17 protein-coding genes are annotated in these 24,173 nt (G+C 50.2%); 13 read left to right on the forward strand and 4 right to left on the reverse strand.

Going from position 1 to position 24,173, the window contains the following annotated elements; genetic code table 11:
* Window positions 1–5 precede the first annotated feature (5 nt).
* Together AAC599_RS01680 and AAC599_RS01685 are read right to left on the reverse strand one after the other, a co-directional pair.
* Window positions 6–413 (reverse strand): FdtA/QdtA family cupin domain-containing protein, encoded by a 408-nt coding sequence (locus AAC599_RS01680; protein WP_340148667.1) that lies wholly within the window; start codon window positions 411–413, stop codon window positions 6–8.
* Window positions 414–638: 225 nt separating this feature from the next.
* On the reverse strand, window positions 639–1,607 hold the full coding sequence (locus AAC599_RS01685; RefSeq protein ID WP_340148668.1) for a glycosyltransferase: 969 nt from the start codon (window positions 1,605–1,607) through the stop codon (window positions 639–641).
* 456 nt (window positions 1,608–2,063) lie between these two features.
* On the opposite strand from AAC599_RS01685, the gene AAC599_RS01690 reads away from it, so the two are divergent.
* From AAC599_RS01690 to AAC599_RS01705, 4 genes are all read left to right on the forward strand, one after another.
* Window positions 2,064–2,558, forward strand: coding sequence for a hypothetical protein (locus tag AAC599_RS01690; RefSeq protein WP_340148669.1), 495 nt, complete (start codon window positions 2,064–2,066; stop codon window positions 2,556–2,558).
* Window positions 2,555–3,070 (forward strand): glycosyltransferase, encoded by a 516-nt coding sequence (locus AAC599_RS01695; protein WP_340148670.1) that lies wholly within the window; start codon window positions 2,555–2,557, stop codon window positions 3,068–3,070. The genes AAC599_RS01690 and AAC599_RS01695 overlap by 4 nt, the downstream gene beginning before the upstream one ends.
* 222 nt (window positions 3,071–3,292) lie before the next feature.
* Window positions 3,293–5,725, forward strand: coding sequence for a tetratricopeptide repeat protein (locus AAC599_RS01700; RefSeq protein WP_340148671.1), 2,433 nt, complete (start codon window positions 3,293–3,295; stop codon window positions 5,723–5,725).
* A gap of 64 nt (window positions 5,726–5,789) precedes the next feature.
* Window positions 5,790–6,740, forward strand: a complete 951-nt coding sequence (locus AAC599_RS01705) for an AAA family ATPase (RefSeq protein ID WP_340148672.1) — start codon at window positions 5,790–5,792, stop codon at window positions 6,738–6,740.
* 78 nt (window positions 6,741–6,818) lie between these two features.
* Here AAC599_RS01705 and AAC599_RS01710 read toward each other — a convergent pair whose 3' ends face one another.
* Both AAC599_RS01710 and AAC599_RS01715 read right to left on the reverse strand, forming a co-directional pair.
* Window positions 6,819–8,282 carry a TIGR03016 family PEP-CTERM system-associated outer membrane protein gene (locus AAC599_RS01710; RefSeq protein ID WP_340148673.1) on the reverse strand — a complete coding sequence of 488 codons (1,464 nt, stop codon included), beginning with the start codon at window positions 8,280–8,282 and terminating at the stop codon, window positions 6,819–6,821.
* 64 nt (window positions 8,283–8,346) lie between these two features.
* Window positions 8,347–8,979 carry an XrtA/PEP-CTERM system exopolysaccharide export protein gene (locus AAC599_RS01715; protein ID WP_340148674.1) on the reverse strand — a complete coding sequence of 211 codons (633 nt, stop codon included), beginning with the start codon at window positions 8,977–8,979 and terminating at the stop codon, window positions 8,347–8,349.
* 333 nt (window positions 8,980–9,312) lie between these two features.
* Between AAC599_RS01715 and AAC599_RS01720 the strand changes: the two genes are divergently transcribed.
* The 9 genes from AAC599_RS01720 to AAC599_RS01760 all read left to right on the forward strand — a co-directional run bounded on the left by AAC599_RS01720 (window position 9,313) and on the right by AAC599_RS01760 (window position 24,163).
* Window positions 9,313–11,376, forward strand: a complete 2,064-nt coding sequence (locus tag AAC599_RS01720; RefSeq protein ID WP_340148675.1) for a type I secretion system permease/ATPase — start codon at window positions 9,313–9,315, stop codon at window positions 11,374–11,376.
* Window positions 11,373–12,656 carry an HlyD family type I secretion periplasmic adaptor subunit gene (locus AAC599_RS01725; RefSeq protein ID WP_340148676.1) on the forward strand — a complete coding sequence of 428 codons (1,284 nt, stop codon included), beginning with the start codon at window positions 11,373–11,375 and terminating at the stop codon, window positions 12,654–12,656. The genes AAC599_RS01720 and AAC599_RS01725 overlap by 4 nt, the downstream gene beginning before the upstream one ends.
* 310 nt (window positions 12,657–12,966) lie before the next feature.
* The gene (locus AAC599_RS01730; protein ID WP_340148677.1) at window positions 12,967–14,142 is read left to right on the forward strand and encodes a glycosyltransferase family 4 protein; all 1,176 of its coding nucleotides are present in this window, start codon (window positions 12,967–12,969) and stop codon (window positions 14,140–14,142) included.
* A gap of 100 nt (window positions 14,143–14,242) precedes the next feature.
* Window positions 14,243–15,202 carry a glycosyltransferase family 2 protein gene (locus AAC599_RS01735; protein ID WP_340148678.1) on the forward strand — a complete coding sequence of 320 codons (960 nt, stop codon included), beginning with the start codon at window positions 14,243–14,245 and terminating at the stop codon, window positions 15,200–15,202.
* 9 nt (window positions 15,203–15,211) lie between these two features.
* The gene (locus tag AAC599_RS01740) at window positions 15,212–16,189 is read left to right on the forward strand and encodes a glycosyltransferase family A protein (protein ID WP_340148679.1); all 978 of its coding nucleotides are present in this window, start codon (window positions 15,212–15,214) and stop codon (window positions 16,187–16,189) included.
* Between the two features lie 293 nt (window positions 16,190–16,482).
* Window positions 16,483–16,719 carry a hypothetical protein gene (locus AAC599_RS01745; protein WP_340148680.1) on the forward strand — a complete coding sequence of 79 codons (237 nt, stop codon included), beginning with the start codon at window positions 16,483–16,485 and terminating at the stop codon, window positions 16,717–16,719.
* Window positions 16,720–17,057: 338 nt separating this feature from the next.
* Window positions 17,058–17,759, forward strand: coding sequence for a metallophosphoesterase family protein (locus AAC599_RS01750; RefSeq protein WP_340148681.1), 702 nt, complete (start codon window positions 17,058–17,060; stop codon window positions 17,757–17,759).
* Entirely contained in the window at window positions 17,756–18,946 is a 1,191-nt protein-coding gene (locus AAC599_RS01755; protein WP_340148682.1) for a hypothetical protein, read from the forward strand. The genes AAC599_RS01750 and AAC599_RS01755 overlap by 4 nt, the downstream gene beginning before the upstream one ends.
* A gap of 381 nt (window positions 18,947–19,327) precedes the next feature.
* Complete coding sequence (locus AAC599_RS01760; RefSeq protein WP_340148683.1) at window positions 19,328–24,163, forward strand: NAD-glutamate dehydrogenase; 4,836 nt, start codon at window positions 19,328–19,330, stop codon at window positions 24,161–24,163.
* Window positions 24,164–24,173: the final 10 nt, after the last annotated feature.

A 24,173-nucleotide genomic window follows, 5' to 3' on the forward strand; every position in this document is an offset into this window, starting at 1 on the left:
GACTTCTATACTTCAGGATTTGATACTAAATTCTTAAAGTCGTCGTAATTTCGGATGTAGTCGGCTTCATCGTAATGGTCATTTGCGAGCACCATCAGAACACAGTCATCCGAGAATTCTGACATTTCATGCCATACCATTGGGGGGATCAGGAGCCCGACATCGGGGCGATCCAGAACGATCACTTCCCGGTTTGCTCCATCGTCCATGAGGAAGTGACATTTTCCTCTCAGACATATGGCCATTTGCTCCAGTTCATGATGCGCATGCAATCCACGGACGACGCCGCTTACAGTACCATAAATATAATAAACGCGCTTGATTTCAAAGGGGACAGACTGTCCGCTCTCTACGGCGATAAGACTGCCTCTTTCATCGCCCAGAACAGAAAAATTTACCAATGCATTCTTCATCTCGCCCCTAAATCTTTACAGCTCGTTTTCTGCGCAACGTTCGTGCTTGTCCTTACCGGTCATACAATCGATAGCATATTTTGGAAAGCATTTTGAAGTATCCTGACTTCATGCCGGGCCATTTCTCGATGACAGATTAAAGCGAGATTACCGTTGTAACGAAAGTACCTTCTTCAATTGCAGTTACCAGTTTCCTAGTATGTTTGTATCAACTAATGAAGCAATCTACGTCTCATTCGTTATTAAAAATCTAATTTTAGTAAAAAAGATAATGCCCATGGTTTTTATGAATGAGGCAAGCACGGCCGGTTGCCAGTTCAGCAGCTTGATGGCGTCGGCATATTGTCCTGAATAAATCGCGGTCTTGATCTTTGTCTGGATAAGGGCAGTTTCAAGTTGAGCGACATCCGTTCGCCCTATTTTTCGGGCGTCCCGAAGCCTTTGGCCGTAAACCGCGGCGACAATATGGGCGGTTTTGAGTCTTGTGTTAACGGCGCCCGCGAAATTTTTCGGCAGCTTCTTATAAGCCGACATGCCAGATCCGACCCGATAATAAACAAGAGGAGCATTTACATAGGAAATTGGGCCAAGTAAAGCGCTGCGAAAAGCAATCACGAGGTCTTCATAACTTCCTTTCTCCTTTATCGGGCCAAATTTCTCAAACATGTTCTTTGTCCAAGCATGGGTCGCGCCAATAAGCAGTTGTGTGCTTAGGCTGATATCTATCAAGTCCATTTTATTCTTGATGATACGCGGCTCAAGCAGTCCGAGTTCCTTGCCTGTTTCATCCACCATTATTACAGATGAATGGATTGAGTTTGCCTTACGATCGCTTTTTAAATAGGCATCGACCAACTGCTCTGTCCGGCTGGGAATTGAAATATCATCCCCGGCAGCAACGACAATTAATTCACCCGTTGCTATTTCGCAAAGCAAGTTGATATGTTCGATAAGTCCAATGTTTTCGGGATTCTGTCTGACTTGTACAGGCCGGTCTGCAGCCCTGCTCTCATTCACTGTGGACTGCATTAACTCAAATGTTCTATCGCTGGATTTGTCATCCGAAAAAATAAACTCGATATTTTCGTATGTTTGCGAAAGCGCCGATAGACAGGCTTCCTCTATAAACGCTTCTTGGTTAAAGGCCAGCAGAATAAAAGTTACACGGACGGAATTATGATCGTTAATGTTCATGTAGTTTCTGTCCACGCTTAAACTATTGTGCTCATTGGCTGCCGATATTTTAGAAGTCGCTCTTCAAGAGTAAAAAAGTGTCAATAAATACCTTGTATAGGTCAGAAAATGTACAAGGAAAGCCGGAAATTCGGGATCATGTTGACACACATTGTTGCGATATTGCACCTATTAGCCAAGCCGTTGCTTCCAGAAAGTTAATAGCCATTGTTTGTTTAGGCCACCAATTAAATCTCCTTGATCATTGATTGTTTAAAATGTTCAGTAAACCATTAACAAAATGGTAAGATAGCGGGATTATTTTTCAAAATTAAGGCTTATTTTCGGTATTTTTACAGCCCGAATTCAAAATACCTTTGTTGAACATGGAACGGGCCGTTTTAAACGGAAACATTATGTCATATGCAGAACCATCTTTGCCGCACTGCGGCGGGACAATGGGCTCAAGGATTAAAAATGTCAAGAAGACCAAAGATTATGGCGATTTCCTCCGCCGGTGGACATTGGGTCCAGCTGCAACGGCTTCGGTGTGCGTGGGATGACTGTGATGCCGTTTATGTGACAACGAAGGAAGGGTATCGAGATGATCTGATTGCGGATGCCAAGCTCAGGGGACAGCCTATACCGAAATTCTATCGTGTAGTAGATGCAAACAGGTGGCAGAAATTCCGCCTTTTTCGACAGTTGGTCGGCATTGTCTCCATTCTGATCCGGGAGCGGCCGGATGTGATCGTCTCAACCGGTGCCGCCGCCGGGTTCTTCGCCCTCAAGGTTGGGAAACTCATGGGCGCCCGGACCATTTGGCTGGATAGTATCGCCAATGCTGGCGCGCTGTCGCTTTCTGGACAGAAAGCAGGTGGATGCGCCGATCTGTGGCTCACCCAATGGGAACATCTTGCTGGCGGGGATGGCACGAAGCGATCACCGGAATACAGAGGGTCAGTCGTATGATTTTTGTAACTGTTGGCCATGAATTGCGGTTTGACCGGTTGATCAAGGGTCTTGATGACTGGGCGCTCGCCTCTGGCAACGATGACATTTTCGCACAGGTCGCGGAGCTCGGAGATAGTGGCTACAAGCCTCGGAACTTCAAATGGCAGAGCTTCCTGGATCCGGATACATTCAAAAGCAGCTTTGAAAAGGCCAACCTGATTGTCGCTCATGCCGGTATGGGAACAATCATTACGGCGCTGACGATGAAAAAGCCGCTGCTTATCATGCCGCGCAAGGGTGACCTTAAGGAAACCCGAAACGATCATCAGATAGCAACAGCAGAACAGTTTGCCAAACGGAGCGGCATTTATGTTGCGGAAGATGAGGTGGCGCTGGGCCCCCTGCTGGACAAACTGATGGCAAATCCAGCCCCGGCAATTACTGAAGCCGCCAGCCACTTTGCGGAGCCGGAGTTGATTAAGACGATCCGGAACTTCATATATAACGGTAAAGTGAACGAAAACTTGTGATGCCCGATGAAAATTGGCGACTGAATTAAGCATATATTGATAAATTAGGGTTAATGTATCCTCGCCCATGTTAGGGCTGCTAGTTCGTTGTTTTTTGCGGCTTTTCGGATTTCTTGGTATATGCAGGAATTCAGAAGCGATAACAAAATTCAGTAAATTGCTTTGCATAGACGAAACTGACGTTTTTATAGCCCGCGAAAAACGAGGGTAAGGGTTTAGAGAATGACCGTTGGAAGAAGTTTTGCGGAAATGAAATCATGGCTCGCTGGTCTGGCACTGGTGATAGTGATGTTTTCTGTGGCGGCCTGTGATACGCCGGAAGAAAAGGCTCAGGCTCATTATGAAGCCGGTATGGCTTTTGTCGCAGAGGAAAATTTTGCCAAGGCCGGTGTCGAATTTCGCAATGCATTGCAAATAAACGAGAATTTTGCCGACGGTTGGTATGGCCTCGCCCTCGTGGAGGAAAACGACGGAAACTGGAGAAAATATGCCGGCAATATTCTGAAGGCGATTGAAGTAGATCCGAAGCATTTCAAAGCACAGATACGGTATGGGAAGATCATGTTGCTTTCCGGCAAGTTGCAAAAAGCGCTGGAAACCAGCGAACTGGTGAATGAGCTTGCGCCGCGAAGTCCGGATGCCCTGGCGCTTAAGGCGGCGGTCCTGTTCCGTCTGGGAGATAAAACGGGCGCAATAGAGGCTGCAAATGCCGCATTGACTCTTGATCCGGCAAATGTTGATTCAGTCCTGATTCTGGCGGCGGAAAAACTGTCAAAGAAAGATCCGGAGGCGGCAATTGATATTCTGGACAGGGGCCTCGGCCATAGCAAGGGGAATGCCCAGCTTCAGGTTATCAAGATACGAGCTCTCGAAACGTTGGGAAAGGCGGAGGAGGTTATTCAGGTCTTTCAGGAACTGATTGCGGATAATCCTGATAACAGCGCTTTTCGGAAAAGCCTTGTCCGGTTTTATCTGAAGAACGGCCAGCGAGATGAGGCGGAAAAGGAAATTCGCACCATAGCGGTGGAGAATCCGGAAGATGTAACAGCAAACCTGGATGTGGTCCGGTTCGTCAAAACGCTTAAAGGAGACGAGGCCGCAACGATCGAACTGGAACAGCTCATCGAGACTCATCCAGATGTGGTTGATTACCGATTTGCGCTTGCAACACTCGCCGAGGCGGCCGGGCAAGATGAAAAGGCGATGGTCATCCTCGGAACCATCATAGACAAGGCAAGTGCGATCGAGGATGAGATAACTGCAATAAACAAACTGGCGCAGCTTCATTTCGTCAGAGGAGAGTACGACGAGGCCTGGGCATATGCGGAAGATGCTCTCGAAATTGACTGGACAAGCACAGACGCCCTTGTCCTTATAGGCGCCATGCAGATTGATAAGGGCGAGATCGATGCTGCAATATCGACCCTGAGATCATCAATGCGTCAACAGCCGGAATCCGTGCGAGCGGCGCTGCTTCTGGCAAAGGCGCATGAAATAAACGGCAGCCATGAATTGGCTGAAGACCGCTTCGCCGCCGCCTACAGATTTAGCAAACAATCGCCACGAGTCGGTCTGGCCTATGCCCAGTTTTTCATTCGCCAGGGTAACTATAGCCGGGCAGAGAGGTTGCTGGAGAATATCGCCAAGATGAAGCCGACAGAAATAAATGCGCTTAAGTTGTTGGCGGATGTTAAGTTAAAAGAAGAAGACTGGATGGCGGCGGAAAAAATCGCTGACAGGATTCGTGCTGTCGACAGTATGAACGCGGCGGCATATCAGATTAGCGGAGCCGCGCTTGCCGGGATGCGAAACCCCGAAGAGAGTCAGGAAGCCTATAAAAAAGCATATGAGGCCACTCCGGAGACCGGACAGGCGATGGCTGCTTTGGTTCAATCTTATCTAAGGGGAGGGAATATTGCCGAAGCAGAGAGGTTTCTGGATGACGCTCTTGGCAAGAGTGAAAACAAATACCTCGCCCGGACATTGATGGCACAAATCCAGACTCATAAGAACAATCTGGGAGAGGCGGAAAGACTGTTGAAGGAAGCCATTTCCAGTGACCCTGCGGAAGCCTCCGGCTATGTTATGCTGGCGCGGCATTATTTGTCGCTGAACCGTCAGAAAGAGGCGCAGGATATTCTGGCAGAAGGTATGGAGTCGGCCGAAGACGGGTTTATGCTGAGAATTACGCAAGCGGAGATTTATGAATCTTCCGGCGCCAATTCGGATGCCATTAAAATCTATGAAGATCTGCTGGAAGAGCGTCCGAATTCTGAAATCGTCGCCAACAATCTGGCCAGCCTGATTACCGAGGAAGCCCAGAGCGACGCGGAGCTGCAACGTGCATATGCGCTTGCAAAGCGGTTTCGCAGCTCAAAAGTGCCATATTTCATGGATACATTGGGATGGATACACTACCGACTTGGAGAATATGAAATGGCAACACCGCTTTTACGATCGGCGGTGGAAAAGGCGCCGGATATAGCAATTCTTCGTTATCATCTCGGCATGGCCTACAAGGCGGAGAATAATCGCGATAAAGCCTTGAAAGAGCTGGAACAAGCTGTGACACTTGCGGACAGCCAGCCTTTTGCGGCGCGGGATAAGGCAGAGAAGGCTATCGCGGAGCTTCGTTCAGAGCCAAAAACAAACTAGAAGACCTAAATTGTGAAAATTACACCATTGATTACCCCTAAATTACGGGCGAAGGCAGACATATATGTATAGAGAGTTTTACGGACTGACGCAGAAACCTTTTTCGATTTTGCCTGACCCCAATTACCTGTATTGGGGTCACAGTCATTCTCTGGCCTATTCCATGCTCGAATATGGCGTTATGAACCGGGCCGGCTTTACCGTCGTGACGGGCGAAATTGGCTGCGGCAAGACAACGCTTATCCGTCATCTTCTTGACAGGCTTGATGAAGAGTTCACCGTTGGTTTGGTTTCCAATATTCAGGATGGTGACCTGTTACAGTGGGTACTCATGGCTTTTGGCCAACCTTATGAAGGAAAGTCCCATGTCGGGTTGCATGATGAATTGCAGCAATTCCTTATTCGTGAATACGCGGAAGGGCGACGAACCATCCTGATTGTGGACGAAGCGCAGAACCTGGGCCCGAAACTGCTGGAACAGTTAAGGCTTCTTTCCAATATCAATGCGGACAATGATCAGCTCTTGCAGCTTATTCTCGTTGGGCAGCCACAGTTGAAAGGCTTGTTGCAGGCGCCGGAGTTAATCCAGTTTGCGCAACGCATTGCCTCCGATTTCCATCTGGCGCCGCTGACGGCAGAGGACATTCACAGCTATATCGGCCATCGTCTTTCCATCGCCGGGCGTGAGGAACCTTTGTTCACCATGGAAGCCTGCGAAAAGCTGTTTGAGGCAAGCCGGGGCATCCCCCGTATCATCAATATTCTGTGTGATACCTGTCTCGTGTACGGTTTTGCGCGAATGGCGCCGGAAATTGATGCGGCGATCGTCAGCGAAGTCATTCGCGACAAGCAAACACATGGCATATTCGACGTCGGAGCGCCGAAAGGCGTGGAAGATACACGGCGCTTGCCGGTACAGACGAAGGAAGAAGTCGATGAAGATCAACCTTCTCTCGTTATTCACGATAAGGATCTTGCACAGCAGATTTTTATGAAGCTAAAGGCGCACGGCTAAAAAAACAGCCCGGAATTATCTGGCCAATAACTACGGCGAGATAATTTCGAGCGGTTTTCCGGTATCTGTGTTTATATCCTAGAAATCTTTCCGGATATAAACCGATATGACATTTTCCCGGTAATCATCCACGCCGTTATCACTATTGCGATTGAAATGACTATAAGAAAAATCGCCACTTAATGTTGGAGTGAATTGATAATTGATTCCGGTTTGACCATAGTATGTCGCAGACTCGTCACCGGCCATTTGCGGGTTTAGAACCTTTGAATATCCGCCGAGAATTGACCATTCAAGCTGGCGGGAGAGCTGTCGTGCATAGCGACCATCAATGGAAGCAACCTCTTCATCCGTACCGTCAGCAAGAAAGTCACGGACAATATAACTGCCTGCTGCAGAATAGCTGTTACGGCCTTTCTCACCTGCCAGACCCATCGAAAATGTTTTGGTCTTGGTAATGGCGTCCACATAACCGCCCGGGAAATAGTTGGGATTAACCAGACGTCCATTCTGGTCCAAGACACGCGTGTCGGCCAGCGCCTCTCCGGATCCCGCAACATCGACATGGTAACCAGCCACAAAGCTGGCTTCGCTGGAAATAAGGTAGGTAAAATCAGCGTCGACAATTCCGCCACCAAAACGATGTCCGATCTGAACGCTCAAATCTGTCCGGGGACCTGGTGTCAGACGAAACCCGCCACCATAGAAGGCGCCGCTGATTTTTTCGTTATTGATATTCTCTCCATCAAACTCGTCCCAGCCGGCAATTCCAAGGAGAGCCACATACCGATTAATGGGCATTTGCCCAGAACCTTCAAATGTGGCTCGCTTCAGATCATCGCCGCCTGAAACCTGATTATCCAGAGCAAAGGCTTCAAGGCCCCATTTTGTCCGGGCGAACTCCCGCCCGCTTTGCAGGGCGAGATCAACCCTATTCGTCTGGGAGTTTCCGGGCTCAGAAGAGGATATATCCGAACTTGTGTCGGAAAAATTGGTCATCAAGTGAGTATAGCGGGCGGTCGCAGTCGCAAATCCACCAAAATCATGAACATAATAGGGGCTGATACGGGTGTTGAGAACGCGCGTGGTATCGCTTGTCGTTGTACGATCGGAAAACGATGTGTCGCCATCGCTGGAAAACCGCTCTTCCGTAAGAGCGATTTCCGTATCCAGGAACAGATGCTCCGAGACCAGCTCGGTATTGGCGGAGGCAAGCAGGTTGTGGGTAAAACCGTCTAACTCCGAATACCTGGCATATTTATCGTACCCGAGTTCATATGCCGCCGTAAGCTGAAGACGCCGTCCCACGCCTTCAATGGTGAATCCGGCAGACAGGCTTGTGATAAAATCATCTTTTCTGTCTGTTGAATCGCCAAAGGCGTTATCCGTGTATGTTTCGCCCACGCCGACATAGGGATTGAACATCCATTCGGCGGCAAGGGCGTTTCCGGCCATTGCAAGCACGCTGCTGGCGACAACACATCCTATCGCCAGCGAAGTGCGAGACCTTTTTCCATGAACTAGCTGGTTGGCATTTAACACAATGCGACTACCTTCTATTTGATTCCACCCTCAACTCTAACGGCAACCGAAGTTGCCGCACTCACTAGAACCAGCTTTGTGGAATGATGATAATATCGCCCGGCAGCAGCGGCACGTTGGCCGATACGTCGCCATCCACGATCAGATCATCAAGACGCACATTGTAGGATTGCTGCCCTCCGTCTTCATTCCGGACAATCACAGCGCGGTTCCCGGCTGCAAATTCGGTCATGCCGCCAACTGCAATAATTGCATCAAGGACGGTCATATCGTTGCGATAAGGGATAGCTTTGGGCTCAGCTGCCTGTCCAACAATACGAATCTGTTGATTATAAGGACCGTTAAAAGACCGGACAGTCACTGTCACCAGCGGGTCTTTCACATATTTTGTGAGAACTTTTTCAATATCGCGCGCCAGTTCCTGCGATGTTTTCGTAGCCGCCATCATGTCATCGACCAGCGGAGTAGAAATACGCCCATCTGGGCGGACTGGTACAGTCACCGAAAGATCCGGATTCTGCCATACGAACACATCTAGCTCGTCCTGTGGGCCGATTATGTACTGAGGCGCAGTCGCCAAAGAAGCAGGCGCTGTCGTCGCTGCCTGATTTTGTGCGGCACAAGCCGAGACAAACAGTGCCAGTGAAACCAAGATGGTCCGGGTGGCAGCGGACTTTATCTTTTGAAGTGTAAACACGTAAGTGCCTCCCCCTATCTAAAAAATCTGATACAATCATCAGTAATGGTTAATATCGATAATGACGCTTTGTAGCACAGCATATGCGCTATTTCTAAGGGTATCGCCATATTTTTTTCTAGTATTTCCCTAAAAATGGCCATAATGCAACAATAGTTTACAGGGCTCGACCGGCGCGGGCTTTACGATATTCCTGTCCCGGACGTTTTATCGGCAAAAATTTAATCCAATTTTCAGCGTATTTTATGTACGATGACCGGCATCGGGCATTGGCAAATATGCTTACAATCAATATGATCCAGCCATGGCTGGTTTCGACTTATAGAGGGAAGCGTGAACAAACAGAAAAACCCGCTTCTGAAGGAAACTTTAGACAAATGCTCCCGGGTATTCATTATCATAGCGGTGTTTGGTCTTGCCATTAACCTGCTTATGCTAACAGCCCCGCTGTTCATGATGCAGGTATTTGACAGGGTTATCACCAGCCGTAATACGGATACCCTGATGTTGCTGATGCTCATTGCGGCATTGGCGCTGTTGACTATGGCCATGCTGGAGGGTGTCCGGTCGTTCATTCTTGTGCGAATGAGCAGATGGCTGGACGGTCAGGTTGGTGGTGCTGCGCTGACAGCGAGCATCATGTCGACGTTAACAACAGGGCGGGAAGCCAGCATCCAGGCACTTCGCGATCTGAATAGCTTCCGTTCATTTCTGACGGGTGCCGGTATTTTCCCAATACTTGATGCGCCCTTCGCACCGATTTTTCTGGGTGTCATGTTTCTGTTGCATCCACTGCTGGGCTGGATTGCCCTGCTCGGGGCTATCGTTCTGCTGGTCCTCGGCGTTGTGAATGAGAGAGCTACCCGGAAATTGCTCGCAGAATCAAGTGATCAGCAAATGGTTGCGATGAAGCAGGCGGAAACCGCCTCACGCAATGCCGATGTCATTGAGGCCATGGGCATGATGCCGCAGCTGATAAAGCGCTGGAACACCCGGCAATCGGACTCTCTGGCGTTGCAGGCCCAGGCGAGTGATCGCGGCGGCATTCTCTCCGCGGCCTCAAAATTTGTCCGGGTGATGCTACAGATCGGGGTGACAGGAGCGGGGGCATGGCTGGTCATTCAGGCAGAAATGAGCCCTGGCGCCATGATTGCTGGCTCCATCATCATGGGCCGCGCCCTGGCGCCGGTTGAGCAGGCGATCGGCTCATGGAACGGTTTTGTAACTGCTCGCGCCGCTTATGGCCGTCTGAAAGCCCAATTGGACAGCAGCCCGCCCGGAACAGATATCATGCCGCTTCCCCGGCCGAAGGGTGCTGTTTCAGTTGAGGGCTTGAGTTATTCTCATTTCAATTCGAAGGAGCCAATCCTCCGGAATATTAATTTCCGGATTGGCGCGGGAGAAATTCTCGGAATCATCGGCCCGACAGCAGCGGGGAAAACAACTCTGGTACGGCTGCTGGTCGGTAATCTTAAGCCGCGTTTTGGACATGCGCGTCTTGACGAGATGGATGTCGCTGAATGGAGCGCGGACGATCGCGGACAGTATATCGGATATCTACCACAGGATATCGAACTATTCTCCGGCACGATCCGAGAGAATATTGCCCGCATGAACGATGGTGATCCGGCAGAGGTAATTGCGGCGGCAAAAAAAGCCGGCATTCACGACATGGTGCTGCGTATGGACAAGGGCTATGAGACAGAGATCGGGGAGGGAGGCGCTGCGCTCTCCGGCGGCCAGCGCCAACGTATCGCGCTTGCCCGCGCGCTTTACGGGAATCCAAGCTTACTTGTCCTAGATGAGCCAAACGCCAACCTTGATAATGTGGGCGAATCGGCCCTGATGCGGGCGATGGAAAATCTGCGGCTGGAAGGAATGACGATTATCGTCATCGCCCATCGTCCCAACATCTTGAAGCATGTCGACAAGATACTTGTTCTGAAGGATGGGATTGTGCAGGAATTCGGCGAGCGTGATGAGGTGCTGGCAAAACTTCAGGGGGTCCAGAAGGCTCTGCCGAAGCCGGGAGCACAGACGATCGAGGTGAATGAACGACCCGGCAAGTCAGATGCACGCCCGGCATCTGGGGGCATGGCGCCCGGTCAGGAACAGCAATCGAATATCAAGACCACGAAGAAATATGCGGCCACGCAGCGGGCGACGGCATCAGCAGCGGCTCCAGGGCATCTGAACGGCACACATGTTAACGGTAAAGCCAAGACGATGAAAAAAGCGGCCGTGCTGACCATGGGACCAAGTGAAAAGATCAAGGCCAAGATACAATCGCTCTCCTCCCAGCCGCTGACGGATGCCGATATATCCAAGATATACTCACTCTTTGTCAAAGGGGATCAGGCGGGCGCTTTGAAATATATTGAGGAAATCAAGAGATGATGAATGTGCGCGGACCGGTGCTTTTCGGTCTGGTAATTATTTTCCTTTTTTTTGGTGCCTTTGTCGGTTGGGCGGCTTTCGCCCCGCTCGGGAGCGCGGCCATTGCGCAAGGCGTTGTCAGTGTTGAGGGAAACCGCAAGTCGGTTCAGCATCTTGAGGGCGGTATCGTCTCTGAAATCAAGGTTAAGGACGGTGATGTTGTAAAACAGGGCGATGTTCTGATTGTTCTGGATGAACTGCAATCAAAGGCGTCGACCGAGATTGTCCGCAGCCGTTATGCTATTGCGCTTGCCCAGAAGGCGCGGCTGATTGCCGAACGGGATGAACTTGATGAAATCAAGTTTTCCGACTGGTTGATCGAGCGCGAGGATGAGCCCAATGTCAAAGAAGCCATGCAGGGACAACAGAATATTTTTGACTCCCGTCGCACCTCCCGCGAGGGACAGGTGACTATTCTCCAGCAGAAGGCTTCGCAGTTGGAAGAGGAGATTAAGGGGCTGGAAGGACAGGTTGCGTCTTCTGACCGCCAGATTGTTCTAATTAGCGATGAAATCAAGGATGTGGAGACCCTCATCGAGAAAAACCTCGCCAAGCGCCCGAGACTTCGGGCATTGCAGCGTAGCTTGGCGGAGCTGAAAGGCAATCGCAGTCAGAATGTGTCGAAGATTGCCCAAACCCGTCAGGCAATAGGAGAGGTTGAGCTTCAGATCAACGAGCTATCAAATAATATGATGGACGAGGTGGTTGCAGAACTCCGTGATGTGCAAGCCCAGATTTTTGATTTGGAAGAACAGACCCGCGCGTCCGAGGATGTGTTGGACAGAACCGAAATCAGGGCGCCTTCTGACGGATATGTAGTTAATTTAAAAGTCCACACGGCGGGCGGCGTCATAAAGCCGGGGGAAACCGTCCTTGATATTGTCCCGGACAATGTACAGCTTATCGTAGAGGCACAAGTTAACACGAAAGATATTGACTCGGTATATATCGGAGCCTTGGCGCGCATCCGTTTTCCGGCGTTCAGTCAGCGTTTCTCGCTTCCGGCCGAAGGAACGGTGATCAGCGTGTCGGCCGACAGTATAGAGGATGAACGGACAGGCAATTTCTATTACCTGGCGCGTGTTCAGATCGACAATCTTGAAAATGCCGAAATCAAGGTTACGCAATTGCGTCCCGGCATGCAGGCGGATGTCATGATCTCGACAGGTGAGCGAACGGCGTTGGATTACTTTATCAACCCGATTATCCTCAGTTTTAATCGCGCACTAAGAGAAGATTGAGAATTATTTGCAAGCTATAATATTTATAGGCAAGATCGGGTTGGCTTCAAATTCTTGATATGACGCAAATCCATTAGTATAAATTGAATTGATATTGCCGCAGGCTTGGCGGTGCCGGATTTCAGCCAGACTTTGTATTTTCGCGTTTTATGCGTCGTTTTAATGTGCGTGTGGGACAGGTCCCTGCATATTGTGTAGCTTAAACCCCTGAAATATTGAATAGGAAGGGAACGAGGATAAATTTTTACCATTTTTAAACTTAAAATCTCTAGGTTAGGAAATAATAAATCCGGACTTGAAAGTGTCAGTAATGAAAATCGCTATTGTTTCGCGTCATGACCCGGCGGATGTAAGCGCATGGTCAGGGACACCATATTTTATCACCCGTGAAATAAAGAAAATTTCCGGTGATGTCGTGGTTGTTCGTGCGCAAAAAACGGCGTGGCTGTTAATGCTGACGAAGGCCTTCCGCTACCTGTTCAGGAAGTTCGGATCCAGCTTGGACCTGTCGGTTACCGACACTTACAGCAAGACAGTTGGCAAGGAAATACAGAAGCAAATTGATGAGGTTGATCCCGAAATTATCGTCGGAATTGCCGCCTCGCCGGAACTTGCCCATATTCACACCAATGCCCCCATCCTGCATATCTCCGATGCGACCTATGCCATTATGACGGATTATTACCCGGAGCAAAGCCGCATTCCCAACTGGCTTTGGCGGGAAGGGAACGAGATTGAACGCAAGGTGATCGGAAAATCATTCTATTCCATTTTTCCATCGCAATGGGCCATGAATTCGGCGCAAAAGGATTATGATGCTGATCCGAACAAGCTAAAATTCATCCGCCTTGGAGCAAACGTTGGCTCACTGCCCACCATTTCTGACGCATATCTGGACAAAAAATTTGGCGGAAAATGCAATCTTCTTTTCATGGGAAAAGACTGGGAGCGCAAGGGAGGGAATATTATTCTCTCTGCATTCGAGCATATTCGGGCCGCTGGCATTGATGCCCAGCTCACCATTGTCGGGTGCAACCCATTTTCAGGAAATCCGCCTAAAGACGTCACGGTTTACGAGAATCTCAAAAAAAGTGAACCGAAGCAATTTGAACTTTATAACAAACTGTTTTCGGAGGCATCCCTTTTCGTCCTGCCGACCCGTGCCGAGGCATACGGGCTCGTCTTCGCGGAGGCCGCGGCATTTGCAACCCCGGCTGTTGCTCCGACAACGGGCGGTGTTCCCTCCGTTGTCGATGATGGGAAATCCGGTGTTCTGCTGCCGTCTTCTGCGGATGGCAAAGACTATGCGGATGCTATTGTCAAGCTATGGCAGGATAAAACCAAACTGACCAAGATGGCGATCTATGCCCATGAAAAATATATGAGCGAGCTTAACTGGGACAGGTGGCGGGATGACTTTGTTGTTTTACTCAATGACCTGCAGGATGTTCGCCCATTTAAAGAGGAAAGCTCCTTAGGAACTTGATCTTCTCCCAAAAGGGCCTGTGGTTGCTCGCGTCCAGTGGGACGCGAAAACTTAAGGTCTTCAATACCCACTTATTCAAAAAACACCGGATGAGCAAGGCATGACAAAAAAGCGTATTTCCGTCGTTATGCCGGCATATAACTGCGATGCGACAATTTGCGTAACCCTTGATAGCCTTATGGGGCAGCGCCGCAAGCCCGATGAAATTATCGTTGTTGACGACCACAGCGACAATCCGGTCATCCAGATTCTCGGGGATCGTTATCCGGGCGTTCAGATATTGCGTCACGAGGTAAACAAGGGTGTTCAGCACGCCCGCAACACCGGATTTTTACATGCAACCGGAGACTATCTCTATTTTCTGGATGCGGATGATATCCTGTGTCCGGAGTTCCTGTCCGTCATGTTTGCAGCACTTGAAAAAAATGAAACTGCTGCTGCCTGTTTTGGCAGTTTCTATCAGTGCTTTGATGGAAATGCGGCTCCCCTTCTCGAAAGCCACAGGGAGCGGGAGCCAGACGTTGCCATGCTGCCACGAAGCGAGGGACTGACATTTTACCTGAATAATACTGGTGCCTTCATTCCCTCTTTCAGCATTTTTCGAAAGGCCGCGCTCGAAGAGATATGTGCGGACGGCAATCTCTTTCTGCCTGACCTCAAGAATAACGAGGATTTTCATATGTTCGCCCGGATACTGGCGAAATTCGACGTTCTCCATGTTAAAAATCCGATGGGCATATATTTTCTGCGTCCCGACAGCATCTCGCGTAATCTTGTGAAGGTATGGTCTTCGCGCGCGGTCGCGGTTGACTCACTGATTGCGCAGGCGGATGCTTTGGCGCTCTCTGATTATCATCTTGCGTTCCTGAAGCGGATGCGGGCAACGGCCGCGCGGCAACATGCCCGGGTTCTCGCAAATGGTGGAGAGCGTAAAGAAGCCTCCAGGCGGCTGTTCGAGGAATTTAAACGATTGCCGGATATAAAGACATTTATCCTGCTCGTTCTCGTGACGCTTGGGCTTCAGAAAAAGAAGATTGAGTATGGTGGTGCAGAGTATTAGGGCCTACGGATGAATCAGGAAACAATTACCGTTGTTATACCGGCGTACAACTCATCGCAAACCATTTGCGAGACGGTCGATTCAGTCTTGAACCAGACCCGCCCGCCCGATGAGATCATCATCGTCGATGATTGTGGACCCGATGATGTTAAGGCGGCGCTTGGTGAACGTCTGGATCGCGTCAAGCTGATACGCCATGAAGCGAATAAAGGGGTGAGCTGTGCCCGGAACACCGGATTTAGCGCCTCGACAAGCAGCCTGATTTCCTTCCTGGACGGGGATGACATTTTCTTTCCGCAGTTTCTTGAAACAGCCGAGCGGATATTCAAGGAAAATTTGGATGTTTCCCTGTGTTTCGGCGCGTTCCACAGCGCCTTCGAAAGCCAGTTTTCCGCGATCAAGGATCGCAGCATTCCTGCCGACCCCGAAATCAGCTTTTATGATCCGGAAACTATTCTGGGCCAGTATCTGCATGATTCCACGTCACCGCTGATCAATTTCGGACTGGTCCGGCGGTCCGCAATAGACACCATCTTGAAAGATGGGAATGTATTCGACCCTCACAGTAACCTGACCGGGGACTTTAACTATCTTCTTGAACTTCTTTTATTGTTCAAGCTGGCCTATATCGAAAGTCCATGCGGAATTTGGCGGTTGCGCTCCGGAAGCATGTCACAAAACCGGTTCGCGCTCTGGCATAGCCGTTTTGACAGCCTGACAGCGGTTCTCAAGGAGAGCTCTCTCACATCAATCAGTGCGAAAAGCCGGGAGATGCTTGAGGAAAACAAGCGAGCGACATCGAGGTATTGCGGGAAAATACTGGCCTGGGAAGGACGCCGCATGGCGGCCACAACTCATTTATTGAAGGAACTTGTTCGCGCCCCCAGCCTGAAGACGGCCGGACTGCTGGTTCTGATCGCGCTCAATTTGAAGTTCAAGACGAACAAAAATCAGTCTGCAGACTGGCGTGGCAGCAATGTTCAATAAAATTTTCTCATAAATATCATTATAAACGTCGCGGATTTTCAGAAAAATTCGGTTTTTATCGCAGTATCCCTCATATGAGGGATGCATGATTATCGACACCGTCTTAGAAACATAGACAGTCGACAGAATCCTGCTTGGAAGTAGGGGTTTTGTCAAAAAGTTCTCAAGGAGTCAGAAGCGTGCGGTTTAGTGATCTTATAGCGGCGACTTTAATACTGTTGCTTACCGGGGCAACTATTTCTGTGGCTTCGCCAGCGACAGGTGAGCATACCGCAGTCAGCTCAGTAAATACAATGACGGCACAGGAAGTTGCGTTGGAAAAAGCAGGGAGCAGTAGCGTTGCTGATGCTGATCACGTTCTTGCCTTGGTCAAGAAGGCACAGCCTACCGGCCTCTCTGAAGGCCTTTCAAATGGCCAAACAGGGAACTCCATTTCTTTACCGCCGGCAGTTCTGCTTTTTGGCGGGGCGATTGGTGCAATTTTTTGGCTTGGTCGGCGTCGCAGGCAAGAGAACGCAAACTGGGAATAAACTTGATTTTAATACAGACGGCATTTGATAAAATAAATTTTTTAATAGAAGCAGGGCCATGTCGGCTGACGCTTCAAAAGTAGCATATCAGTAACTATATAAAGTGGTGGTCTTAAGACCGCCACTTTTTTGTTGTATATGCAATCACGTAGTTGTTGGTAGAAAGCATCTATTATTGACGTTACCATAACACGATCAATAATATCAGATGCCGTATTCGATCGGTAATTGTGGGAATTGGAAGACTAGATAGAATGCCTTTAGCTCGGCTCAACAAGTTTATCTCAAGGCGTTCGCCAGCAGTGCCCGAGGGTCCTGTCTCGTCGGCGACGGCAACAATGCCTGAAGGACAACGCGCCTATGTTATCGGTGATATCCATGGTCGAGAAGATTTGCTGACTCCCCTGCTTGGGCGGATAGATGAAGAAGAAACCCGCCGCGAAAGCGCCGATACGCACCTTGTTTTTCTTGGGGATTACGTTGACCGTGGGCCCATGAGCTCTGAGGTAATTGACAAACTGCTTACCCTTGACAGGTTGGACAAAAAAGTCGTTACCCTCAAAGGCAACCATGAAGCATCAATGCTCTCGTTTTTACAGGACCCGGTTAAGGGAAAACGGTGGCTTCATTACGGTGGTGATGCGACGCTTAGAAGTTATGGCGTGGATCTGAAGCTTTCAGAGATTACTGAAGACGGTGTCCGAAAAGCGGCACGGGCCTTGAAAAAGACCCTTCCTGATTCCCATTTGCAGTTTCTGGGGACTCTTAAAACCAGCCATATTATGGGAGATTATTTCTTTACGCATGCAGGGATAGACCCGTCCCGATCGCTTGAGGACCAGGTAGAGACAGATCTTCTCTGGATACGTGATACCTTCCTGTGTCATGAAGGGCTTTTCGATAAGGTGGTTGTTCATGGGCATAGTATTATCCCCGAGCCTGAGATCAAGAAAAACAGAATTGGCATCGATACAGGCGCATTTTATTCAAATGTTCTGACCTGTCTCGTTCTGGAAGGGAATACCAAGGAAATCCTATGAACTTCCGCCCCGGTCTCGTTTGTTTTGCTGCCCTTTTCTTTTCCCTTTTATCTTTTTCACCCTCTATTTCCTTTTCCCAGCGATCTGATCCTGCCCCAGCAGACATCATCGCAGGAGAGGATATTTTTCCAATTGGCGTCTGGCTTCAGGACCCCGGCAATGCGCGGTCATTCAAGGCTCTCGGCATAAACTTTTTTGCAGGCCTTTGGAAAGGCCCGACGGAAAGGCAGCTTTCGCAGCTTCAGGCCGCAGGAATGCCCGTCTTCGCAGCCCAGAATGATCTCGCGTTGATGCCCCGGTATAAGGATGTAATCATTGGCTGGATGATGCCTGATGAGCCTGATAATACCCAGACAGGGGCTGATGGCAGCAAAAAGCCGCCTGTTATGCCAGAGGCATTGATTGCGCAATATCATCAAATGAAGGAGCGTGATCCGGTCCGGCCCATCCTCCTTAACCTCGGGCAGGGCGTTGCCTGGGATCAATGGCACGGGCGCGGAACACGCACCAATCATCAGGAAGACTACGAGCTTTATGTCAAGGCGGCCGATATCGTCTCCTTCGATATTTATCCGATCACGCATCGGGATAGCGGGATTCGTGGTCGGCTGGATTACGTGGCGCGAGGGGTCGATCGTCTCGTTAACTGGACGGATAGATCAAAACCGGTCTGGAGCCTGATCGAGACGAGCCGTGTTTCGACCGCGGAGATTATGCCAACGGGAGATCAGATCCGCAGCCTCGTATGGCTCAGTATCATTCATGGCGCACGCGGGATTATTTATTTTGTCCATCAGTTTAGCCCTTATTTTGTCGAGGCATCGCTACTTGAAAACGAGGCGTTAAGCCAGGAGGTGGCGACTATAAATGCGCGATTACAAAGTCTGGCGCCAATTCTCAATAACGAGAATGTCGCGCGGGTCGACATCGATGTAACGGCTCCTTACGGCAGTGTTTCGATACTTACCCGGCAGGATGGCTGTCATCTTTATGTCTTCTCCGGGTCTGTCAGTAAATTCGCGACGGACGCACAAATTACCATCGATGGCGATATTGCAAAGGCCAATGTGGACGTCTTGGATGAGTCGCGTCAGATTGAGCTTCGGGGAGGAAGATTTCAAGACAGCTTCGCGCCCTATGCCATACATCTTTATAGAATTGCCCTAAAAGGAGACGGTTGCGGCTAACCCGGGAGCATTCCTGGATTGCGCCGGGAATAGACCGACTGTTCGGTTGATTCAAAATGATCGGATCCGGGTAATTACAAATAGCAAACGTTCGTTTTTCTTTTAAAACAATTCTCTTATGTAAGGGTTTTTCCGTAATTACATTTTTCTCGCCATAAGTAAAAATAGAGACAGTCTACGGAGTTGACTTCATTTAATTAATTTGACTGAGACTCCTTTATTTTTTGCCAGAAGCGGAATGTCATGTAAATAACGCTTTGAAAGAAATACGTTTTTTATTCGGATAGTTCTTTTCAAATTAACCGTTAGAAGATAATTTATGAGTACATTCTGCATGCTGGAATATGTAACTGCAAAACCTGAAGGGGTGAGATTCAGAACATGGTCGCAAAGGCACAAGATCTAAAATTAGAGCAGATAAATAAAGTTCTCGCAATAGTTGAAAACCGGCTTGATAAAAAGACGGCGACAGATGCGATAAAATTTATTCGTCAGTTTTATGAACGTCCGGCGCCAGAGGATGTTCTGGGCATCTCGCCGGAATATCTCTATGGATCTGCCCTGTCACTATATAAGTTTGGCGCGACGCGGGTTCCGAAGACGCCGAAGCTTCGGGTTTTCACTCCGAACCTGGAGGAGCATGGATGGAAAACCACCCATTCGGTTGTCGAAATCGTCAATGATGATATGCCCTTTTTGGTTGATAGCGTTACCGCGGCGTTAAACCGTCGCGGTGTCACTGTTCATCAGGTTATTCATCCGGTTGTTTACGTTGAACGCGATGAAAAAGGGAGCCGCATTCAGACTTTTGAGAGTAAACCCGGACCCAAGCAGAAATGCATGCTTGAGAGTGTTATGCATTTCGAGATTGATGAGCAGTCTGACCCGGAAGTTCTCCTGGAGATTGAGAAAAGCCTGCGCGAAACATTGGATGATGTGCGCGTTTCAGTCGCCGATTGGAAACCCATTCTTTCTCATGTTGAATCGATCAGTGAAAAACTGAAAAGGAATCCGCCACCTTTGGACAAAGCGGAAATTGACGAGGCGCTGGCGCTGTTGCAGTGGATGTCTGACAATCATTTCACCTTCCTTGGCTATCGTGAATTTGAGTTCAGCGCGGACAGCAAGGGAAAATCTGACAATTGGGGCCAGGTTGAAGGCTCCGGCCTTGGCATCTTGCGCGACCCGACCCGCCGGATTATGTCGGGCGGCAAGGAAATGTCGCCGGAGGTCAAGGATTTCCTGCGCCGACGTGAGTTGATCATCGTCACCAAGGCCAATGTCCGTTCGACGGTTCACCGGGCTGTACACCTTGATTATGTCGGGGTGAAAAAATTCAATGATAAGGGAGAGGTAATTGGCGAATGCCGCTTTACCGGCCTGTTCACCTCCGCGGCCTATAACCGTATTCCCCGGGATATCCCGTATTTGCGGCGGAAAGTAAGCCAGACACTCGAGTTGTCGGGTCTTCAGAAAAACAGCCATGATGAAAAAGCGCTGGCTCATATTCTTGAGAGCTATCCGCGCGATGAGCTGTTCCAGATTACGGTTGAGGATCTTCTCGAAAACGCGACGAAAATCCTTTCTTTGCAGGAACGCCCGCGCATCGGCGTTTTGCTAAGGCGGGACCGGTTCGAACGTTTCGTGTCCGCGATCGTTTATATTCCGCGAGAAAAGTTCAATACGGATATTCGACAGAAATTCGGAGCTCTGCTTGCTGAAGTGCACAACGGCTCCCTGTCGTCCCATTATGCCCTTGTTGGCGATGATGTTCTTGCGCGAATTCACTATATCATTTCTCTCAAAAGCAAGCATAAGCCGAAAGTCGACGAAGCAGAGCTGGAGCGGCGGCTGATTGACGCCTCCCGCAGCTGGACGGATGATCTGAACGATGCGTTGCTGGAAAAATGGGGTGAGGAAAAAGGGCTGCGCCTCCGGTTCCGGTACGGCAATGCCTTTCCTGCCGGATATAAAGAGCGCTTCAATGCCGAACTGGCGCTTTACGACATCGATAAAATCGAGGCGGTCTTCAAGGCGAAGGAGCTTGGCCTCAACCTCTACCGCTGGGTGGAGGATCCGGAGAATATTGTGCGGTTCAAGGTATATAGCCAGGAAACACCGCTCACACTGTCGGATTGTTTGCCGATGCTTGAGAATATGGGCCTGAAGGTCCTGTCGGAGAACCCCTATCTGGTCACGTCCGACGACCTTCCGGGGAAAATGTGGATCCATGATTTCGAACTGATAGAACCCGGCGGTCATGCGCTCGACCTGCATGATCTGAAGGCAAAGTTTGAAGAGACATTCCGGCGTGTCTGGACCGGCAATATGGAAAATGACGGGTTCAACCGTCTTGTACTTCGCGCCGGTCTGGAATGGTCGAATATCGTGGTGCTGCGCGCCTATGCGAAATATCTGCGTCAGGCGGGAATCACGTTCAGCCAGACCTATATGATGAACACATTGTCCAGCAATCCGAAAATTGCCGAATGCCTGATAGACCTGTTTTATGCCAGGTTTGATCCGGCGTTCGAAGGGGACCGTGTTGCAAAGGTTGCCGGCATTCTGGACGGCATCTGGGATCAGCTTGATGAAGTGGCCAGCCTCGATGAAGACCGGATTTTGCGCCGGTTCGTCAATCTCATCATTAACACATTGAGGACAAACGCCTTTCAGGGCTGTGTCGATGAACAAGGTAGACCGTATTATTCCTTCAAGCTGGATAGCCAGAAGCTGGACGAACTTCCCTTACCGAAGCCGTTCGTGGAAATCTTTGTTTACAGCCCGCGAGTGGAAGGTGTGCATTTGCGCGGCGGCAAGGTTGCGCGGGGCGGACTACGCTGGTCGGATCGCCGTGAAGATTTCAGGACGGAAGTGCTCGGCCTGATGAAGGCTCAGATGGTGAAAAACACGGTTATCGTGCCGGTTGGCTCGAAGGGCGGATTTTATCCGAAAAATCTGGCCAGCACCGGGAATCGGGAGGAATTTCTGGCGGAAGGCATTAATTGCTACAAGATTTTTATCTCCGGCCTGCTCGACATCACGGACAATTATGTAGGCAACATGGTTGTGCCGCCGGAGAATGTCGTCCGGCATGACGAGGATGATCCATATCTCGTTGTCGCGGCGGACAAGGGAACGGCCACCTTCTCCGATATTGCCAATGAAGTGGCGATTTCCTATGGCTTCTGGCTTGGCGATGCTTTCGCTTCCGGCGGTGCGGCTGGCTATGACCATAAGAAAATGGCGATTACCGCCCGTGGCGCCTGGGAATCGGTTAAACGGCACTTCCGCGAGATGGGGCATGATACCCAAACAGAGGAATTTACTGTGGCCGGTATCGGGGATATGTCCGGTGATGTGTTCGGAAACGGCATGTTGCTCTCCGAAAAGATCAGGCTGGTCGCGGCGTTCGATCATCGCAATATCTTTATTGATCCATCACCGGATGCCGCAAAAAGCTTCAAGGAGCGGGAGCGGATGTTCAAGCTGCCGCGTTCATCGTGGGAGGATTATAATGCAAAGCTTATTTCGGCCGGAGGCGGAATATTTGATCGCAAGGCGAAGTCAATTACCCTGACGCCGGAGATTAAAACCCTCCTCGGCATCAAGACCGATCAGCTCACCCCGAATGAAATGATCACTGCGATCCTGAAAATGCAGGTGGATCTCTTATGGTTTGGCGGCATTGGCACCTATATCAAGGCGGTCCATCAAAGTAACGGGGAAGTCGGGGATCGCGCCAATGACGGGATACGCGTCAATGGCTGTGATGTAAGCGCAAAAGTTATTGGCGAGGGCGGCAACCTCGGTGTGACCCAGCTCGGCCGTATTGAATATGCTCTGACCGGCGGTCGCCTCAATACGGATGCCATTGATAACTCTGCCGGTGTGGATTGCTCGGACCATGAGGTCAATATCAAAATCCTTCTGCGCGCCGTGCTTGATGACGGGGAGATGACGGAAAAGCAGCGTGACCGTCTGCTCGTCGATATGACGGAAGATGTGGCAGAGCATGTATTGATAGACAACTATCTGCAAACACAGGCGTTGACGACCGCGGAACGTCAAAGCGTGGATAATTTCAATGAAAATGTCCTGTTCATGCGCAACCTGGAGAAGGCAGGGCGTCTTGACCGGGCCGTGGAGAACCTGCCGGATGATGAGGAAATTGCGCGGCGTCAGTCAGCGAACACAGGACTGACCCGTCCGGAGATGTCTGTGCTCCTCGCCTATTCGAAATTGACTCTTTATGCCGATATTCTGGAGACCAGCCTGCCGGACGATCCCTACTATGATCTCTGGTTGAGCCAGTATTTCCCGCCGCAGCTCCGTGAAAAATATGCGCCTTACGTGTCGGACCATCGGCTGCGCCGCGAGATTGTCACGACGATTATTGTTAATCAGGTTGTCAACCGCGCGGGCCCCACCTTCGTCGCCCAGATGATGGAAGAACAGGGATGTCAGGTGCAGGATGTGACGCGCGCCTTCGCCCTTGTCTGTGCGGTCTTTGATCTGGAAAAGCTGTGGTCGGGAATCGAAGCTCTCGACAATAAAGTCAGCACGGATGTCCAAGGGCGTATGATCGACGTGACGCAGAAGCTGGCGCGCCGGGCAACGCTCTGGTGTCTGCGCCATCTTTCCCGCGCCGATGATATTGCTGCCGAGGTCAAGCGGCTCTCTGCTGATATGCGCAAACTTGAAAAGGGCCTTGAGGACCTGTTGAGTGAAGAAGGCCGCACGCGGTTTGTCGGCCGAGCCGAGCAGCTTGTCTCCGAGGGTGTTCCGGAGCCGCTGGCCCGCCGGGTGGCGGCGCTGGGTCCGCTCAGATCTTCACTGGATGTGGTTCAGGCCGGAAAGGCAGTCGGGCGGCCCATCACCGAAGTCGGCGAGGTTTACTTCGCCGTTGGCGCCGATCTCAATATCGACTGGTTGCGGGGCGCAGCGGAAACGATCGAGCCGGACAACAACTGGGATCGCCTTGCCATCACCGCTATTGTTGATGATCTTTATGGTCAGCAGCGGGCAATTACCACGTCCGTCTTTGGCGGCGCCAATGGACATAAGGGCCGTGACGCCTTCAAGCATTGGGCGGGGAATAATAGGATGACAATCAAGCGTACGGGCGATTTGATAAAGGAATTCAAGTCGACCGGTACCCTCGATATCGCCAAGCTCGCCTTTGCAAACCGGCAATTCCGCTCGATGATTACCTGATAGCTAGGAT

The sequence above is a fragment of the uncultured Sneathiella sp. genome (genome assembly GCF_963976355.1).
Classification (GTDB): Bacteria; Pseudomonadota; Alphaproteobacteria; order Sneathiellales; family Sneathiellaceae; genus Sneathiella.

What these genes read in the sequence shown, in the direction of transcription:
- AAC599_RS01730 (WP_340148677.1), top strand. Translation starts at nt 12,967, where the DNA reads ATGAAAATCGCTATTGTTTCGCGTCATGACCCGGCGGATGTAAGCGCA.
- AAC599_RS01755 (WP_340148682.1), top strand. Translation starts at nt 17,756, where the DNA reads ATGAACTTCCGCCCCGGTCTCGTTTGTTTTGCTGCCCTTTTCTTTTCC.
- AAC599_RS01725 (WP_340148676.1), top strand. Translation starts at nt 11,373, where the DNA reads ATGATGAATGTGCGCGGACCGGTGCTTTTCGGTCTGGTAATTATTTTC.
- AAC599_RS01735 (WP_340148678.1), top strand. Translation starts at nt 14,243, where the DNA reads ATGACAAAAAAGCGTATTTCCGTCGTTATGCCGGCATATAACTGCGAT.
- AAC599_RS01685 (WP_340148668.1), bottom strand. Translation starts at nt 1,607, where the DNA reads ATGAACATTAACGATCATAATTCCGTCCGTGTAACTTTTATTCTGCTG.
- AAC599_RS01740 (WP_340148679.1), top strand. Translation starts at nt 15,212, where the DNA reads ATGAATCAGGAAACAATTACCGTTGTTATACCGGCGTACAACTCATCG.
- AAC599_RS01750 (WP_340148681.1), top strand. Translation starts at nt 17,058, where the DNA reads ATGCCTGAAGGACAACGCGCCTATGTTATCGGTGATATCCATGGTCGA.
- AAC599_RS01700 (WP_340148671.1), top strand. Translation starts at nt 3,293, where the DNA reads ATGACCGTTGGAAGAAGTTTTGCGGAAATGAAATCATGGCTCGCTGGT.
- AAC599_RS01760 (WP_340148683.1), top strand. Translation starts at nt 19,328, where the DNA reads ATGGTCGCAAAGGCACAAGATCTAAAATTAGAGCAGATAAATAAAGTT.
- AAC599_RS01680 (WP_340148667.1), bottom strand. Translation starts at nt 413, where the DNA reads ATGAAGAATGCATTGGTAAATTTTTCTGTTCTGGGCGATGAAAGAGGC.
- AAC599_RS01745 (WP_340148680.1), top strand. Translation starts at nt 16,483, where the DNA reads ATGACGGCACAGGAAGTTGCGTTGGAAAAAGCAGGGAGCAGTAGCGTT.
- AAC599_RS01690 (WP_340148669.1), top strand. Translation starts at nt 2,064, where the DNA reads ATGTCAAGAAGACCAAAGATTATGGCGATTTCCTCCGCCGGTGGACAT.
- AAC599_RS01705 (WP_340148672.1), top strand. Translation starts at nt 5,790, where the DNA reads ATGTATAGAGAGTTTTACGGACTGACGCAGAAACCTTTTTCGATTTTG.
- AAC599_RS01695 (WP_340148670.1), top strand. Translation starts at nt 2,555, where the DNA reads ATGATTTTTGTAACTGTTGGCCATGAATTGCGGTTTGACCGGTTGATC.